Annotated in this window: 13 protein-coding genes; 4 read left to right on the forward strand and 9 right to left on the reverse strand. The window is 73.0% G+C overall.

All coding sequences use genetic code 11. The features are described from left to right. Positions 1 to 142: 142 nt before the first annotated feature. Positions 143 to 1,528, forward strand: a complete 1,386-nt coding sequence (locus tag IE318_RS14305; RefSeq protein WP_189900435.1) for a nucleobase:cation symporter-2 family protein — start codon at positions 143 to 145, stop codon at positions 1,526 to 1,528. 75 nt (positions 1,529 to 1,603) lie between these two features. On the opposite strand, the gene IE318_RS14310 is transcribed toward IE318_RS14305, so the two are convergent. The 4 genes from IE318_RS14310 to IE318_RS14325 form a co-directional block, all read right to left on the reverse strand. Continuing rightward, positions 1,604 to 2,026, reverse strand: a complete 423-nt coding sequence (locus IE318_RS14310; RefSeq protein WP_189900329.1) for an acyl-CoA thioesterase — start codon at positions 2,024 to 2,026, stop codon at positions 1,604 to 1,606. A 61-nt stretch (positions 2,027 to 2,087) separates the two neighbouring features. Then, entirely contained in the window at positions 2,088 to 2,741 is a 654-nt protein-coding gene (locus tag IE318_RS14315; RefSeq protein ID WP_189900331.1) for a hypothetical protein, read from the reverse strand. Between the two features lie 108 nt (positions 2,742 to 2,849). After that, positions 2,850 to 3,458 (reverse strand): histidine phosphatase family protein, encoded by a 609-nt coding sequence (locus IE318_RS14320; protein WP_189900333.1) that lies wholly within the window; start codon positions 3,456 to 3,458, stop codon positions 2,850 to 2,852. Positions 3,459 to 3,493: 35 nt separating this feature from the next. Then, positions 3,494 to 4,657, reverse strand: a complete 1,164-nt coding sequence (locus IE318_RS14325) for a serine hydrolase domain-containing protein (RefSeq protein WP_189900335.1) — start codon at positions 4,655 to 4,657, stop codon at positions 3,494 to 3,496. 155 nt (positions 4,658 to 4,812) lie between these two features. On the opposite strand from IE318_RS14325, the gene IE318_RS14330 reads away from it, so the two are divergent. After that, positions 4,813 to 5,661, forward strand: a complete 849-nt coding sequence (locus IE318_RS14330) for a tetratricopeptide repeat protein (RefSeq protein ID WP_229903513.1) — start codon at positions 4,813 to 4,815, stop codon at positions 5,659 to 5,661. A gap of 111 nt (positions 5,662 to 5,772) precedes the next feature. Here the strand turns inward: IE318_RS14330 and IE318_RS14335 are convergent, their stop codons facing one another. Beyond that, positions 5,773 to 6,981, reverse strand: a complete 1,209-nt coding sequence (locus IE318_RS14335; protein ID WP_189900337.1) for a pyridoxal phosphate-dependent aminotransferase — start codon at positions 6,979 to 6,981, stop codon at positions 5,773 to 5,775. 81 nt (positions 6,982 to 7,062) lie between these two features. Here IE318_RS14335 and IE318_RS14340 point away from each other — a divergent pair, with 81 nt between their 5' ends. Continuing rightward, the gene (locus tag IE318_RS14340) at positions 7,063 to 7,719 is read left to right on the forward strand and encodes a winged helix-turn-helix transcriptional regulator (protein ID WP_189900340.1); all 657 of its coding nucleotides are present in this window, start codon (positions 7,063 to 7,065) and stop codon (positions 7,717 to 7,719) included. A 55-nt stretch (positions 7,720 to 7,774) separates the two neighbouring features. Here the strand turns inward: IE318_RS14340 and IE318_RS14345 are convergent, their stop codons facing one another. The 3 genes from IE318_RS14345 to IE318_RS14355 are packed head-to-tail and all read right to left on the reverse strand — an operon-like array spanning position 7,775 to position 11,382. Further along, on the reverse strand, positions 7,775 to 8,575 hold the full coding sequence (locus IE318_RS14345) for a hypothetical protein (RefSeq protein WP_189900342.1): 801 nt from the start codon (positions 8,573 to 8,575) through the stop codon (positions 7,775 to 7,777). Further along, positions 8,575 to 9,840, reverse strand: coding sequence for a VWA domain-containing protein (locus tag IE318_RS14350; protein ID WP_189900344.1), 1,266 nt, complete (start codon positions 9,838 to 9,840; stop codon positions 8,575 to 8,577). The genes IE318_RS14345 and IE318_RS14350 overlap by 1 nt, the downstream gene beginning before the upstream one ends. A gap of 9 nt (positions 9,841 to 9,849) precedes the next feature. Then, positions 9,850 to 11,382, reverse strand: coding sequence for an IucA/IucC family protein (locus tag IE318_RS14355; RefSeq protein ID WP_189900346.1), 1,533 nt, complete (start codon positions 11,380 to 11,382; stop codon positions 9,850 to 9,852). A gap of 97 nt (positions 11,383 to 11,479) precedes the next feature. Here IE318_RS14355 and IE318_RS14360 point away from each other — a divergent pair, with 97 nt between their 5' ends. Beyond that, positions 11,480 to 13,015: an IucA/IucC family protein gene (locus tag IE318_RS14360; RefSeq protein ID WP_189900348.1), complete on the forward strand. Its 1,536-nt coding sequence runs from the start codon at positions 11,480 to 11,482 to the stop codon at positions 13,013 to 13,015. Positions 13,016 to 13,083: 68 nt separating this feature from the next. Here the strand turns inward: IE318_RS14360 and IE318_RS14365 are convergent, their stop codons facing one another. Continuing rightward, on the reverse strand, positions 13,084 to 13,464 hold the full coding sequence (locus IE318_RS14365; protein WP_189900350.1) for a cupin domain-containing protein: 381 nt from the start codon (positions 13,462 to 13,464) through the stop codon (positions 13,084 to 13,086). Positions 13,465 to 13,736 lie beyond the last annotated feature (272 nt).

Below are 13,736 nucleotides of genomic sequence, written 5' to 3' on the forward strand. Positions count from 1 at the left end.
GCCCTTCCCAGGACCCGTCCCCGGTCCCGCACGACCACACGCACCACCTCCCTGACACCCACGTCGGCCGACGTGTTAACCGACCGGAGGAGCAGCCGTGGCCGCTCACCCCACATCCCGCGACGAGGCACGACCCCCAGCCGTGCCCCCCCACCCCGTCGACGAGAAGCTTCCCGCCCTGAAAATGGCGACCAGCGGCCTGCAGCACGTGGCCGCCATGTACGCGGGAGTGGTCGCCCCGCCCCTGATCGTCGGTGCGGCCGTAGGGCTGTCCGGCACCGAACTGACCTTCCTCACCGGCGCCTGCCTGTTCACCGCGGGCCTCGCCACCTTCCTGCAGACCCTCGGCATCTGGAAGATCGGCGCCCGGCTGCCCTTCGTCAACGGCGTCACCTTCGCCGGTGTCGCCCCGATGACGGCGATCGTCGCCTCCACCAAGGACAAGTCCGACGCCCTGCCGGTCATCTTCGGCGCGGTCATCGTCGCCGGCCTCCTCGGCTTCCTCGCGGCGCCGGTCTTCTGCAAGGCGGTCCGCTTCTTCCCGCCGGTCGTCACCGGATCCGTGATCACCCTGATCGGCGTCTCGCTGCTGCCGGTCTCCTTCGGCTGGGCCCAGGGGCCCAACCCCGCCGGGCACGACTACGGCTCGGCGAAATACCTCACCCTGGCCGGCATCACCCTCCTCGTCGTGCTGCTGCTGCGCCGCTTCACCCAGGGCTTCGTCAAGCAGATCGCCGTCCTGATCGGCCTGGTCGCCGGCACGGTGATCGCGATACCGTTCGGCGTCACGGACTTCACCCCGGTCACGGACGCCGACGTGGTCGGCTTCCCCACCCCGTTCCACTTCGGCGCACCTCAGTTCCAGATCGCCGCGATCCTGTCGATGTGCGTGGTGATGGTGGTCTCGATGACCGAGTCCACAGCCGACATGCTCGCCCTCGGCGAGATCGTCGAGCGTCCCGCCGGCGAGGAGACGATCAAGGCGGGTCTGCGCGCCGACACCCTCGGCTCCGCCATCAGCCCGCTGTTCAACGGCTTCATGTGCAGTGCCTTCGCGCAGAACATCGGCCTGGTCGCCATGACCCGCATCCGCAGCCGCTTCGTGGTCGCCGTCGGCGGCGGCTTCCTGGTCCTGATGGGCCTGTGCCCGATGGCGGCCTCGCTGATCGCGGTCGTGCCGCGCCCGGTGCTCGGCGGCGCGGGCGTGGTCCTGTTCGGCTCGGTCGCCGCGAGCGGCATCCAGACCCTGGTCCGGGCCGGCCTCGACAAGGACAACAACGTCCTGATCGTGGCCGTCTCGCTCGCCGTCGGCATCATCCCGATCACGGTGCCGGACTTCTACCACGCCTTCCCCGAGACGGCGCGGATCGTCCTCGACTCCGGCATCTCCACCGGCTGCGTCGTGGCGGTCCTGCTGAACCTGCTCTTCAACCACATCGGCAAGGGCCGCGACGCGGAGGACGTCACCCACCCGATGGAGGCGGGCCAGGAGATCGCGGAGTCGGCGCAGACGGCACCGGCACACTGACCCACCCGACCGCCCCGGGGGTACGGCACCCGAGCCGCCGTACCCCCGGGGCGTGTTGCGAAGTGCCTGGGCGGGTCACAGGCCGAACAGCGCGGGATCCGTGGTGAGTTCCTTGAAGCGCTCCTGCGGGTCGGCGACCAGCCTGCGTGCCGTCAGGTCCATCAGCCCGCCGACCGCCGTGATCTCGGCCGCCACCGTGCCGTCGAGCTTGCGTATCGTCTGCTCGATCCGGAACGTCTTGCCCCCGCCCCACTCGAAGGCACAGGTCACGTCGACCTCGTCGCCCGCGAGCAGCTCCCGCCGGTAGCGGATGGTCGTCTCCAGCGCCACCGGGCCGATGCCCCTGGCGATGAGGCCCGCCTGGCTGATCCCGGCCGCCCGCAGCAGTGACCACCGGGCGTGCTCGGCGTAGTTGAGGTACACGGCCTGGTTGAGGTGGCCCTGCACATCCGTCTCGTATCCGCGGACGGTCACCCGCACGGAAAACGGCTCGCTCACTGCGTCCCTTTCTCGTCCCTCTCGCACAGCACACTCCGACCCGTCGATCCTGGCACGGGCCTCACACCCGGCGCGGGGACGCCAGCAGATACCGCGTCCTGGTCCGCGGCTCGGTGTACTCCCCGGCCTGCCACCCGGCCCGCTCCAGCGTGGCCGCGAGGTCCCGCAGCGCCCCGGGATCCGGCGGCCCGTACACCGCGACCGCCTCCGGCTGCGGCGTCGCCCGCACCCGGTAGCCGTCGCCGCCGGGGCCGGCCGGAGGGTGCCCGGCCGCCTCCAGGGCGAGCGCCGCGGACCGCACCAGATGCGTACGCTCCCAGCCGCACGGCCGGTCGGTGGCCCCGTCCGGGTTGGTCATCCGGCGCAGCTCCAGCAGTCCCTGCCAGGCGCTGTACACCTCCCGCAGTCGCGAGGGGCCCTCGTACCCCGCCGTGTCCTCCTCGCCGCCGACGCGGGCGGCGAACACACCGCCGGGGGAGGGCACCCGCTCCGGCCCGGAGGCGGGACGGCCGGCAGCGTCCGCCTCCGGCCGCGCCTCCCGTATCCGATGCCCCGCGGGCGTCAGGAAGTGGTCGTGCGGCGGACGCGGATGACGGAAGGCCAGGCCCCGCTCGACCAGGGCCGTCAGCTGGGCCTGGGTGCCCCTGACCCGCCCGGTCACGGGGTCGGCGGCGTCGATGACCCGGCGCTGCGCGGCGGTCGGCGGTCGTGTCACGGCGTCCTCCCTCCCCGTCCTCCGACGGTTCCTCCACCGTCCTCCGAAGGCTCCTCCACCCGCTCGAAGCCTACGACCCGGGTCTGACAACCACCCCCGCGCCCGCCGTCACACGGACGGCTCGGCCGCCCGGAGGTTCCAGCCCGCGATCACCGGCCGGTCGTGCTCCGTGCCCAGGCGGCACACCGTGCCCGTGGCCAGCTGGAACAGCGCCCCCGCCGACGGCGGCAGCCCCAGCCGCCGCGCGGTGAGCACCCGCAGGAAGTGGCCGTGCGCGACCAGCAGCACGATCCCCTCGGTGTTGGCGAGCGCCGCGTCGACCTTCGCCAGCATCCGGTCGGCCCGCTCCCCGACCTGCTCCACGCTCTCCCCGGGATGGTCCGGCGGTCCCGGCGCCACCCCGTCCCTGAACAGGAACCAGTCGGGCCGGGTCCGCTGGATCTCCGCGGTCGTGACGCCCTCGTACCCGCCGTAGTCCCACTCCCGCAGGTCCGCGTCCACCCGCGCGTCGTGCACCCCGATCAGCTCGGCCGTCTCCCGGGCCCGCTGCGACGGGCTGACGAACGCCGCGCCGATCCGATGCGAGCGGACGAGCGGCACCAGCCGCCGCGCCTCCTCACGGCCGTGCTCGGTCAGCGGCACGTCCGTCCACCCGGTGTGCCGCCCGGACCGCGACCACTCGGTCTCCCCGTGCCGGACGAGAAAGAGATCACCCACGTCCGCCCTCCCTTCCTGTCAACGTCAGCACGGTGTCACAGGGCCGCGGCGGCCCGCAGGACGGACTGGGCCAGACGGCCGTTCTCGGGGGAGGCGCCCTCACCCGACGGGAAGGCGAAGCGGCGCCGGATGTAGGCGTACGCCACCCCGCTCGCCGGATCGGCGAAGCCGAGGGAGCCGGTGGCGCCGCTGTGCCCGAAGGAGTCCTCGCCGAGGAACGGATAGCGCTCGGCGAGGTACTCGAAGCCGAAGCCGAGGCCGAAGTGGTTCACCTGTTCGGTCACCAGGTCGGGGCCGGGGGTGTGCAGCCGGGCGAACTCGGCCACGGTCACCGGGGTGAGCAGGGCGGCCCCGCCGTCCACGGTGCTGATCGCGGCCGCGTACATGCCCGCGACGCCTCGCGCGTTGCCCACGCCGCCCGAGGAGGTGGGACCGAGCGCGCGTACGGCGCGGCTGTTGGCGAAGGCGACCAGGTCGGTCGGCGGCCGGTGCCCGCCGGCGTTGAAGGCGATGCCCCGGAGGCTGTCCGGCGCCGCCGCCCGCGCCACGAGCTGCTCCGCCTGCTCCGGCGTGGGCACCAGCGGCAGCACCTCGAGGCACCGCGGCTCCAGCTCCTCGGGGAGACCGATGTAGAAGTCTAGGCCGTACGGCACCCGAACGCGCTCCTCGTACAGCTCCGCGATCGACCGCCCGGTCACCCGCCGCACCACCTCGCCGGTGAGCGCGCCGATCACGAACGCGTGGTAACCGTACGCCGTCCCCGGCTCCCACCACGGTTTCTGCCCGGCCAGCCGCGCCGCCATCGCCCGGTCGTCGGCGAGCTCCCCGGTGGTGAACCCGCCGTCCACGCCGACCAGCCCCGCCCGGTGCGAGAGCAGCTCGCGCAGCGTGAGCCGCTCCTTGCCCTGGGAGCCGAACTCGGGCCAGTAGTGGGCCACTTCACGGTCGAGTTCGAGCACCCCGTCCTGCACCAGCAGCGCCACGACCAGGTGCGCCGCCCCCTTGGTGATGGAGTACACGCCGGTCAGCGAGTCCCCGTCGAGCCCTTCACCGGCCCACAGGTCCACCACCCGGCGCCCGTGGTGGTACGCCACGAGCTGCGCGCCGGGCTCGTGCGCCTCCCCGGCGAGGAACGCGGCGAACTCCTCGCGCACGCCCTCGAACCCTTTGGCCACCGTTCCCTGGACGTCGACCGCCATGCGAGTTCCCCTGTTCGTTGATCATCCGCTGCGTCAGGCAACAGAGGCGCACGGCCGATCATTCCCACCGGCCGATCATTCCCGGCGGCCGCACGGACCGCTGTGCCTGAACACGGAGTTCCGGGAGCAGGCGGCCTCGCGTAACCTCACGGCCTGTGAAGATCGCACGCGTGATACGGCGCCGCCCACGGGACGTGGCCGCCTTGGAACGTCTCCTCGAGCTGTACAGGGACGGCGAGTACGAGGAGGCGGAGGCCGGGGCCAGGGCGATCGAGGCGCGAGCGGGGCGACTGCCCAAGCGGGCCTGGCGTCTGGCCGTCGGGTGGCACGCCAGGAGCCTGGCCACGGCAGCGGCCTGTGCGCAGGGACGCGGGACGCAGGTGCTGGCCGAACTCGAGTCCCTCACCGCGGAGCTGGAGGGGATGACCGGGGCCGGACGGGCGCTGCTGCTGATGGTCCGGAGCAACCGCATGCTGGTCCTCAACAGTCAGGGACGCTACGGCGAGGCGGAGACCGAGGGACTGGACATTCTGCGCGACCTGACGCGTATCAAGCATCTGACCTCCGTGTCGCACACCGAGTTGTGCGTGCTGGACAACCTGGTCGACGCCCTGTGCGGACAAGACCGTCACGAGGAGGCCGAGGCCGTCGCCCGGGGAAATCTGCCCCGGGCCGAGGGCGGTACGCTCGCCGCCCTGCACTGCGGCCTGGTGATCAGCCTGAACGGGCAGGGGCGGTACCAGGAGGCGCTCACGGAGGCGCGCCGGTTCGTCCCGCTCCGGGACCGGAGCCTGAGCGGGCGCCTGGGTATGGGCACCGCGGTCGCCCTGCATGGTCTGGGACGCCGGAGCGAGGCGGAGGCGGCAGCCCGTGAGGCCCTGGAGGACTGCGAGCGCAGTCTGTACCCGGACCACCCCCGGATCCGGGAAGCCCGCGCGCTGCTGGCCCGCGTCACGGGCGACGACCCGCCGGCGCCGCCGCCCGAGGAGGCCGCGCGAGGCTGATCGGTCCAGGGCCGGCCGGCGGCCGGCGTGCACCGCCTGCCGTCGGTACGCCTGCTGCCGGTACGCCTGCCGTCGGCCCGCCTGCCGCCGGTACGCCTGCCGTCGGCCCGTCTACTGCCGGTACCCGCTCAGGAACCGCCCGATCCGTCCGATCGCCGTCTCCAGCACGTCGGCGTGCGGGAGGGTGAGGATGCGGAAGTGGTCGGGGGTCGGCCAGTTGAAGCCGGTGCCCTGGACGACCTGGATCTTCTCGCGCAGGAGAAGGTCCAGGACGAATTTCTCGTCGTCGTGGATCTTGTGGACCTGGGGGTCCAGGCGGGCGAAGGCGTACAGGGCGCCCCTGGGCTTCACACAGGACACACCGGGGATCTCGTTCAGCTTCTCCCAGGCCACATCGCGCTGCTCGCGCAGGCGGCCGCCGGGTGCGGTCAGTTCACGGATGGACTGGCGGCCGCCGAGCGCGGCCTGGATGGCGTACTGGGCGGGGGCGTTGGCGCACAGGCGCATGGAGGCCAGCATGGTCAGGCCCTCCAGGTAGTCCTTCGCGTGCTGCTTGGGGCCCGTCACCACCAGCCAGCCCGAGCGGAAGCCCGCCACGCGGTAGGTCTTCGACAGGCCGCAGAAGGTGAGGACCACCAGGTCGGGGGCGAGCGCGGCGGTCGAATGGTGCACGGCGTCGTCGTAGAGGATCTGGTCGTAGATCTCGTCGGCGAAGACCATCAGGCCGTGCCGGCGGGCGAGATCGAGGATGCCCTCCAGGATCTCCTTGGGGTAGACGGCGCCCGTGGGGTTGTTCGGGTTGATGATCACCACCGCCTTCGTGCGGTCCGTGATCTTCGACGCCATGTCGTCCAGGTCCGGGTACCAGTCGGCCTGTTCGTCGCACAGGTAGTGGACCGCCTTGCCCCCGGCGAGGGTCGTCACCGCCGTCCACAGGGGGAAGTCCGGGGCGGGGATGAGGATTTCGTCGCCGTCCTCCACCAGCGCCTGCACCGCCATCGACACCAGCTCGGAGACGCCGTTGCCGAGGAACACGTCGTCGACCCCGACCTCCAGCCCCCGCTCCTGGTAGCGCTGGGCGACCGCCCGGCGGGCCGACAGGATGCCGCGCGAGTCCGTGTAGCCGTGCGCCCGCGGCAGCATCCGGATCATGTCCTGGAGGATCTCCTCCGGCGCCTCGAAGCCGAACAGCGCGGGGTTGCCCGTGTTCAGGCGCAGCACGCTGTGGCCCGCCTCCTCCAGCGCGTCGGCGTGCTCGATCACCGGACCGCGGATCTCGTAACACACCTCGCTGAGCTTGCTCGACTGCCGGAACTCCATGTGCCCCTCCGGAAACTGGTGTTGCTTGGTTTTACCAAGTTGGAGCTTGGAAAGTCCAACAACATGTCTAGACTGCGTCGCATGTCACCCCGCACTCGCCGTAGCTATGACCAGTACTGCTCCACCGCCCGGGCGCTCGACGCCGTCGGCGATCGCTGGACCCTGCTGATCGTCCGGGAGTTGCTGGCCGGACCGCGGCGCTACACCGACCTGCACGCGGATCTGCCGGGCGTCAGCACGGACATGCTGGCCTCACGGCTGAAGGACATGGAGCGGGACGGGCTGGCCGGCCGGCGCCGGCTGCCGCCGCCGGGCGCCGCCTACGTCTACGAACTCACCCCGCGGGGCCGGGACTTGCTGCCGGTCCTCCAGGCGCTGGGGGAGTGGGGGCAGGCCGAGCTGGGCGAGCCGCGGCCGACGGACGCCCTGCGCGCCCACTGGTTCGCGCTGCCGCTGCTGCGGGCCCTGCGGGCAGCGGGTGCGGGCGAGGGGACCGTGGAAGTGCGGCTGGAGGAAGGCGTCTTCCACCTGTACGCGGGCGAGGACGTCCGTCCGGGGTCCGGCCCCGTGTACGGCGACGGACCCGCCCCGGGAGAGCCCGACGCCGTGCTGGCACTGGACTCCGGGACCTGCACTGCCGTGGCCCGGGGCGAGCTGGGCCTGGCGGACGCGGTGCGGGACGGCCGGGTCGACGTCACCGGGGACGGCGCCCCGGCCAAAGCCCTGCGGCAGGCATGAGAGAAGGCCCGCCCCGAGGGGACGGGCCTTCCGGCGCATCAGCGCTGATAGGGCGTCAGACTCCCGGCGGAACCCGCGAGGGCCGTCCCGTCCCCCGCGTCAGCGCGTACCCGCCGATGCCCGCGAGCGCGGCCAGGATCGCACCGATCCCGGTCCACACCCACCGGTCGGACCACCAGCCGGAGGACCAGCCGTCGTCCGAGCCGAAGCTGGACAGCACCGGCTCGGAACCGTTCTTCTCGTCCTCCGCGGACTTGACGGCGATCCCGGGGACGAGCGGCTTGGCCAGCGAGCCGTCCACCGCCGCCGCGCCGCCGATGTCCTTGGAGTCGACGCGGACTTCGGCGTTCACCGGCAGACCGAGGTCGGCCGCGCCGAGGTTCACCACCGTCAGCCGGATGTAGTAGGTGCCCGGCAGCGGATCGTTGGCCCACGGCTCCGACCAGCCGCGCACCGTGCGCAGCACGCAGGCCAGCTCGACCGAGGAGGTGCCCTGCGCTGCGGTGCGGGTCTGGGCGCCGTACTGGCAGGCCTGGCGGCGCCGCAGCCCGTCGTACACGTCGAGCTGCCAGGTCTGCGAGCCGTGCGTCTCGGGGAGCTTCACCGTCGCCTTGACGGTGGGGCGCTGCCCGGTGTCCGCCGGGAACGACCAGTAGAGGTAGTCGCCGGTGGAGCCGCTCGCCGTGGCCTGCTGCCCCTGCTCGATCTCCGTGGCCGTACGGAAGGACGTGCCCGCCTGGGTGGGCGCCTTGCCGTCGTCGGAGGCGCTCGGGGAGGGCGAGGAGTCGGCCGCGGCCGGCCCGGCGGCCAGCCCGAGCGCCAGCAGCGCGGCGCCCAGCACACGAGTGATACGCATCAGTTCGTCCTCCACACCGCGACCCGCCAGCGCGACAGCCAGCCCCACAGCAGCCCGGCCAGGAAGCCGACCAGCACCAGCACGCCGAGCAGCCACCAGCCGCGTCCCAGACCGAAGGCCGCCACGTCACCGGCCTTGTCCGGACCGTCCACCACGTCGACGGTCAGTTCCAGCGGCAGACCCGGCGTGGTCTTCACACCGGGGGCCGGCGAGAAGGAGTTGGTGACCTGGAGGCACACCGTCTCGGCCGGGGCGTTCTCGTCGTCGCTCTCGGGCCTCGGGTAGCGAAGTCCCGTCGATATCACGTCCGTACGGCCGGTGCCGGCCGCCTCGCCGCGCACGATCTCCCGGCCGTGCACCGTCACGGCCCGCAGCAGCAGCCCGTAGTCCGGGTTCACGGCCCGGTCGTCGGCGACGCTCACCGAGGCCCGCAGCTCCTGGCCGGGGTCGACGTCCACCCGGTACCAGCGCTGCTGCCCGAACTCCTCGCGGTCGGTGTACAGGCCGGACTTGAGCGCCGGTGCCTTGGCGCAGTCCCCGGCGCCCTGGGTGGCGACCGGTGTCACCACCGGATCGGCCGCCCGGTCGACCAACTGGCCGACCCGGTCGGATAGTTCCTCCTTGTGCCGCACGGAGGTGTACGTGCCGCCGGTCGCGTCCGCGATGCAGCTGAGCTGGTCGCGGGTCTTGGCGTCCGGCACCAGGCCGAGGGTGTCGATGGTCAGCCCGATTCCCTTGGCCGCGATCTCGCGGGCCACCTCGCACGGGTCCAGCGGCTGACAGGTGTCCTCGCCGTCGCTGATCAGGACGATACGGCGGGTGCCGTCCCCGCCCTCCAGGTCGGTCGCCGCCTTCTGCAGGGCGGGACCGATCGGGGTCCAGCCGGTCGGCGCCAGCGTCGCCACCGCGGTCTTGGCCTCGGTGCGGTCGAGCGGGCCGACCGGGTACAGCTGAGCGGTGTCCTTGCAGCCCGTCTTCCGGTCGTTGCCACGGTAGTTGGCGCCGAGGGTGCGGATACCGAGCTGGACCTCCTCGGGCGTGGCGTCCAGCACCTCGTTGAACGCCTGCTTCGCCGCGGCCATCCGCGTTCCGCCGTCGATGTCCCGGGTGCGCATGGAACCGCTGACGTCCAGGACGAGTTCGACCTTCGGGGCGGCCCGGCCGTCCGGTTCGTCGGCGACCGCGCCGGCGGGGAAGGCGATCCCGGCCGTCAGGGCGGCGAGCAGAGCACAGACCCCTGCCGCCAGCCGTTGTCTTGTGATCATCGGCGGATCTTATTGATCGGAGGCGCCCTGATCCAAAACGAGCGGGTTGGGCAGGGTGGTCCACTGGTCGCCCGGTGTCCCGGGTGACAGCCGCATCAGCGTCAACGCCTTCGCGGGCAGCGGCTCCTCCCGCAGCGCCCGGACATCTGCCGTACACGGAAGGTCGCTCACGGCGGCGGCCAGGGCCGCCCGCAAGGCCTCTCGCGAACCCGCCACCCCCGCCAGCGCGCCGGCCACCAGGGAGCCGAACAGCTTCCGGCGCAGGGCCATCGGGTCGTCGGTGAGGTTGCGGGCGGGCAGCTCCGGGACCGCGATGCCGTGCCGGGCCAGCCGTGCGGGGCTGACGCGGATGTCGGCGAGGTCCCGGTAGACCAGCCGCAGCGGAGCGCCCGAACCGGACAGCACCACCAGCAGGTTCTGGCCGTGCGCCTCCAGGGCCACCCCCAGTTCCAGCAGGCGCAGCCCGGTCGTGAGAGCGAGCCGTGCGAAGGCGGCCAGCCAGGACGGGGAGTCCGCAAGGCCGGTGACGGGCAGGGCCGCCACCGGCAGCACCTGCTCGCCGGGTGCCGTGTACGTCCGCGGCGACTCGCGCCACACGGCGGCCAGATCGGGGGAGTGGGCGGTGGCCGCGCCGAGGGTGCGGGTGAAGTGCAGCAGGCCGTCCGTGCGGGGGGCCAGGTCCTCGGCGAAGTCCGACAGGACGGCCGAGGCGGCCACCGAACCGACCGAGATGTCCCGCACCGACGACGTCAGACGGGCCGAGAGCGCGGTCTTGACGTGCGGCCCGTCCGGCAGGGCCAGGGTGCGCAGCGACATCAGCGGGTGCGCGGCGAGACGGCCGCCCTCGCAGGGCCGCTTGAGCACGTGCTCCGCCTGCCAGGGATGCACGGGGACCAGCAGCCGCCCGCCGTCCCGCAGCTCCCGCGGCCACACCCCGGTCACCAGGCAGTCCTGCGCCGCGACCGGCAGCAGGCACAGCTCCACCAGCGGCCGGTGCTCCGGGCCGTACGCCAGCTGCTCGGCCACCGTGAAGCCGGGCCGGGAACGGCAGTTGGGGTGGAAGGGATGCCCGTCGACGACCCGCTGCTCCCACACCCAGTCCGGCGCGGTCCCAGCCGGCGGCGGGGTCTCGGGGACCGGCGGCTGATCGGCCCGCGACAGGGCCAACGAGGCCGCGCTGTGCCGGAGTTCGGCGGCGAAGGCCTCGCCGTGCGGCACGGCCAGGCCGGTCATCAGGCGCGCCGGATCCTCGTAGGACGTGCCGCCGAGCCGTACGGCGGTGACGTAGGCGGCCGTGGCGTACGGATCCGCCGGCGGCCCGTGCAGCGTGCGGCCGTCGGCGAGGCGCAGCACCAGCCCGTCCCGTACCCGCTCCCGGCCCGTCACCCACGGCAGCGGCTCGTGCGCCAGCGCCCGCCACAGCCGGGTCAGCACGGAGGCCCGCGCACCGCTCAGCTCGTCCGCGTACCGTGAGACCAGGCCTGGACGCACCACGGCCAGCTCCTCGCCGATTTCGGCCTCGGCGGTCGGGAGAGGGTGCACGGTCGGGCTCCTCGGGTACGGGTCGGACGCGGGCGCCACGCTAGCGCGCCGGGCGGACATACTGATCACCTTCGCACTGTGTGGACGTAGGGAACGAATGGAACCCGTGGAGACCGTGCCCCCCACCGACGACGTCGGCCGGCGCGCCGACGCCTACGCGTCCGCGCCCCTGCTGAACTGCCTGATCCGCGAGGTGGCACAGCCGTGCGCGGGCCAGGGGGGACGGCGGGTGTACCGGCTGCCGGGCGGGGGACGGCTGCTGCGGGTCCGCGAGGGGCGGCGCCCCGTGGAACCGGAGGTGTACGCGGCGGGCCGCTGGCGGCGCGTGGACCACACCGAACTGGTCAAACTGGTGGCCGAAGAGCTGCGCCGGCACACCGGCCTGTCCAACGACGAGCTGCCCGCCGAGATGATCGACAGCCGGGAGGCGGTGGCGGCGCTGCTCGCCGCCCGTGACCGGGTGACACCGCCCGGCGATCCGTACCTGCTCTCCGAGCAGTCCCTCGTCACCGGGCACCCCCACCACCCGGCGCCCAAGGCGCGCGGCGGCGCCCCGGTCGCCTCCTGGCTGCCGTACGCGCCCGAGGCGTACGCCCGCTTCCCGCTGGTGCTGCTCGGAGTGCGCGCGGACACGGTCGTGGAGGACGGAGACACCTCGGCGCTCGACGCGCTCGGCCAGGCCCCGCCCGGCTACCGGCTGCTGCCCGCCCACCCCTGGCAGCTGGAGCTGGTGGGCCGCGAGCTCGCCGAGGCCTTCGCGGACGGCCGGCTGATCCGGCTCGGCACCACCCCCTTCGACGTCCGGCCCACGGCGGCCATCCGCACCGTGTGCGCCCCGGACGCCGACCTCTTCCTCAAGTTCAGCCTCGATGTGCGCATCACCAACGACGTACGGCGGCTGTGGCGGCACGACCTGCTGAAGCTGCGCCGCACGGACGCGGCCGTCGCGGCGGCCTTCGCGGCCCTCGGCGGCCCGGCGGCCTGGCTGAGCGACCGCGGCTACCGCACCGCCGGCTTCGCCTTCGAGGAACTGGCCGTCGTCGTCCGCGACGGGCTGGGCGGGCATCTGCTGCCCGGCGCGACCCCGCTGCTCGCCGCCGCCCTGGCCGAGGGCTTCGACGGCAACCCGCTGGACGGCCCGGTGGATCCGGCGGTGTGGTGGGCAGCGTATCTACGGCAGGTCGTCCCGCCGGCCCTGACGGCCTTCGCCCGGCACGGCGTCGTCCTGGAGGCGCATCTGCAGAACTCGGTGATCGCGGTGGACGCCGACGGCCTTCCCGTGCAGGTGCTGTTCAGGGACGCCGAGGGCGTGAAGCTGCTGCCGGAGGTGTCCCGGGCGGCCGGCTGGGAGCGGCTGGTGTACTGCCTGTTGGTCAACAATCTCAGCGAGATCGCCGCCGCCCTGGTGGAACGCCACCCGGCCCTCGACCCATGGCCGGCCGTCCGCCGCGAACTGGCCTGCCACGACCTGCCCGAAGCCGCCGCGCTGCTCACTTCCCCGACCCTGCCCGGCAAGACGAACCTGCTCCTGCGCTGGACCGGCGCGGACGGAGCCGACGCCCGGTACCGTCCGCTGCCGAATCCCCTGCTCGGCGCGGAGGGGGAGGGCGGCCCGGCGCTGGAGGCGCTGTAGGGCCTGTCCGGCCGACCAGGGCGCGGGCGGGCAACCGGACTACCGTGCCGGCAGGCTGAATCCCGGCCTCAGTCCGTCCCGGCCGGCGGCCAGGACTCCAGCCGGCGGGCGAAGGCCGGCGGCGAGGCCACGACCACGAGAGAGGCCGGCTCCTCACCCGGGTTGGCCAGGCCGACGCGCTCGCCGACGGCGATGTGTGCGGCGGCCGCACCGGCGGTCAGCGTCCGGACCCGGCCGTCGTGGCGCAACTCGACGGAGCCGGCCACGGGGATGAGCACGATCTGCGAGGCGCCGTGGTCGTGTTCGGGCATGACGGCGCCCGCGGACAGCTCCACGTGGACGACGGCGACCTGCTCGGAGGTCTCCGCGGTGGTGAGCACGGCCGCGGTCGGGCCGCCGGGCATGGGCGCGCGGCGACGGGGGGAGGCGACGATATCGGCGACGTGCATGATGTCCCCTTCCTTCGGCAGAGGTCTCACGACCGGGTTTCTATGAATATACATGTGAGAAACGTGCAGTCACCCCTGTGGGAGGCAGGCCCCAAGCAGCAGCCCAAGTCGTGCGGACAGTCACCCCGCGCGGCAGAGTCGAAGGGCCGGTATCTCTCCAATTTTTACGAAGCCGAGTGTAATAATTGTGGTGCGCTTCGCGGACGTACCGCCCCCACCGGAACAGCCCGGACGGCCCGGACGGCCGAGGGGGCAGCCACAACAGCCAGAAC

The organism is Streptomyces spiralis (genome assembly GCF_014654675.1).
In the GTDB taxonomy this organism is placed as follows: domain Bacteria; phylum Actinomycetota; class Actinomycetes; order Streptomycetales; family Streptomycetaceae; genus Streptomyces; species Streptomyces spiralis.